This window comes from Mariniflexile sp. AS56, from assembly GCF_030552475.1.
Classification (GTDB): Bacteria; Bacteroidota; Bacteroidia; order Flavobacteriales; family Flavobacteriaceae; genus Mariniflexile.
Genome location: NZ_JAUPED010000047.1, coordinates 1 through 2851 on the forward strand (window position 1 = coordinate 1; position 2851 = coordinate 2851).

Genomic DNA, 2851 nt, shown 5'->3' on the forward strand with positions numbered 1-2851 from the left:
ATACTTAAGGAATATAACAAAGGAGGTAAGGTTACCGTGAGAGCAGATCTTTTAAAAGAATTGGGCTTTAATGCCAATTTCTTTACCCACTATTGGAAGAACACCAAAGGCGATGTTTATTTATTTGTTTATGAATTTGGATTTATAAAACGGACAGAGAACAACGTTGATAAATATGTGCTAATACAGTGGCAAGATTATATGGCTTAAATAATTGATGTATTAACTTGCTTCATTGTTGTAGATACACCACATTCCCCGTTTCAACATCATAGAATGGCGATCTACCATAGGCGTCTTTACCTGCATTGTTAACGGGTAAATAACGATTTAGCATAAGGGCCTTGAGTTCTTGTATGTCTTTTTTGGTGGCTGGTTTATTTTCGGGTGATGCAAATACATGTTTTAATGTATCTACTACGGCAGTTCCTGCAGCTGCATTTCCAATGCCTGCAAAACTCATGGTTTCGACCTTGTTGTTCTGTTTTTCAGGTTTCGTTTCATGAGAAATTTTTGTAATTTCTTGGGTGTTGTTGTTTTTTAAATACCAATACCTAGATTTACACGATGCTGAGCAAAACTTTTGGGCGCCGCGTCTGGTTGGGAAGTATTCACCATCGCAATGTTCACAAATTTCAGGTTTTTTCATGTTTATGAGTCAATTATACGTGTAATTTACGCATAAATGTTATTTTAAATTTTTTATATCTAATTTAAATATACTTTTTAGTAATACCGTTTCGGCTTCATTTTCGGTAATAATGGGTTGTTTCTTGGTTTTTTTTGGAGTCGGTTTAATATTTTCTGTAGGCTGTTGCGTTATGTCTTCTGGTGTATTTACGGTTTCTTCATTAGGCTTTATGTATTGCCTAGAGATATCGGGTAAATAGGTTTCTATGATATCGACAATATCAAAATGACCTTTTGGAACGCTTCCTTTATTGGGGTAAAACTGTTTTAAAAAAGTTTCAAGATGTGTTTTATAATAATTAGCCTGTATTTGAAAAAGTCCTTCAATATTATTATCTATTTGCTGCGCTTCATGCAAGTTTGTTTGCATCCAATGGCTAATAAAATATAAACATTCAACTTGATGGTAATATTTTTCTAAGATAAAGTTGAAACTAGACGCTTCAGTGTTTGATTGCTCTTGTAATAAAGCATATATATTCTGATCTAATTTAGATACTTTCAGAATGATATTCTTATTACTTATATCCTTATTATAAAGCATCGGCCCCGTAAACGTATCCATAACAAGAATCTTGTTAAACAGTTTTCTTACTGCTTCATTTTGAAAATTTTCCATAATCTCGCTAGGAATGTACTTGGCGGGTATAAAAAACACCAATTCCTCCCAGAGGTTGGGTATTAAGCTTGAAAAAAATGTTTCTAAAGGCGTTTTATCCATGCGTATTTTTTAACATGGCTGAATAATCGGCTGGAAGTTCGGCATCAATATCTCGTAAATATTTTTCTAATGCGGTCATAGAGGAATGTCCTGTAATAAGCATCAGTTTGCTTTTAGCTTCAAACGGAGAAGAATCGACCATAAGTGCTCTATAAAGTTTGGTGATATAGGTGTGCCTAAAACTATAAAGGCCATAATCTTTACCCAAATTAAAGTGGTCTTTGACTACCTTTTTAAAACGTTTTGAAAAATAGTCGCGGCGGTTGTTAATTTCGGTTTCCCAGGCTCCTCCAATTTCTTCGGGAGTAAACAAGACGGCTTCTTTATTAAATTGAGCCAAATCGGGTAATTCAACCCATAGTAATTCTGGAATAATTTTAGTTTTTAAAGGACTATTTTTTGCTTTAAAACGTATGGTTCTATCTTTTACATTAATATCTCCTACCGTTAATCGAGATACTTCAATGGGACGCAGAAAATTATAGGAAATGAATTTTATGTAGAGCAGAAGGATAGGATCTTTCTTTTCTAAATATTCAAAAATATCTTCTTGTATTTGGTTGGAATAGGTTTTGTTTCGCTCTGGAATAGATTTTAAAACGGGTATTTGCTTAATAAAATTTAAGTCAACGATATCATTATCTTCCAAAACCTGCAAAATACTACTTAAATCAGCACGGTAATTATTCCTATTTCTCGCACTTGTTTTAGAAAGCATATCGTTTAAAAAGGCTATGAATACTTTTTTATTTAATGCTTTTATAGATTGCACTTCGGGACGATGTTCTTGAATCCATTCTAAAAACTTTTTAACCCTATTATCATACCCTCTTTTAGTGGTTGAATTTACAATCTTCTCTTTTTGCTTTAAACCAAAATCAAAGGCTTCTTGCAAAGTCATTGCAGGTATTTCTTCAATAGCCTTAGGGGTGTTATTTTGTTTTTGGTCTAAAACTAGAGTTTTTTTAACGGTTTCTTTCGCCTGTAATTGATGATAGAGCTCTGTATTGTCTGCATATGGATTGTAGCCTTGTTTCAATAATTTAAGAAGTACTTTTCTATAAGTAACCAAAACAGATAAGCGTTCTTCTTTTGTTTTGTACTTGTTGGCATTGCCATAAAAGGGTGTGATTCGCTTTAACTTCCCACTTTTTGGATCGCGAAAAGAAAAATAAATGTACCAACGTTTCTTTAAATCGCCGTTAGCATTGTAAATTTTGGGAGGTGAAAAGTTTCTTTTTATTGACAAATCGTATGCACTTTCGTATTCATTTTGATTTTCAAAGGTAACTAATTCATTTAAGGTAGACATAAAAAAACGGTTTAGCGAAAACTAAACCGTTGTTTTTGAGTTAATTAAATTTTGTAGCGAGAGGGGGGCACGATCCCCCGACCTCCGGGTTATGAATCCAGAGCGTTATACCCCAAAGTAATATAAAT

General features: G+C 33.4%; 3 protein-coding genes and 1 pseudogene. 1 reads left to right on the top strand and 3 read right to left on the bottom strand.

The features are described from left to right. Positions 1-210 (top strand): annotated as a pseudogene (locus tag Q5N74_RS18890) (hypothetical protein); the annotation flags it as partial. Between the two features lie 22 nt (positions 211-232). Here Q5N74_RS18890 and Q5N74_RS18895 read toward each other — a convergent pair. Genes Q5N74_RS18895 through Q5N74_RS18905 form a run of 3 tightly spaced genes read right to left on the bottom strand, consistent with a single transcriptional unit; the run spans position 233 to position 2723 of the window. Further along, a complete protein-coding gene (locus Q5N74_RS18895; protein WP_304390554.1) occupies positions 233-649 on the bottom strand; it encodes a hypothetical protein in 417 nt (138 codons plus the stop codon). Positions 650-688: 39 nt separating this feature from the next. Continuing rightward, positions 689-1411, bottom strand: coding sequence for a hypothetical protein (locus tag Q5N74_RS18900; protein WP_304390555.1), 723 nt, complete (start codon positions 1409-1411; stop codon positions 689-691). Next, complete coding sequence (locus Q5N74_RS18905; RefSeq protein WP_304390556.1) at positions 1404-2723, bottom strand: site-specific integrase; 1320 nt, start codon at positions 2721-2723, stop codon at positions 1404-1406. The genes Q5N74_RS18900 and Q5N74_RS18905 overlap by 8 nt, the downstream gene beginning before the upstream one ends. Positions 2724-2851 lie beyond the last annotated feature (128 nt).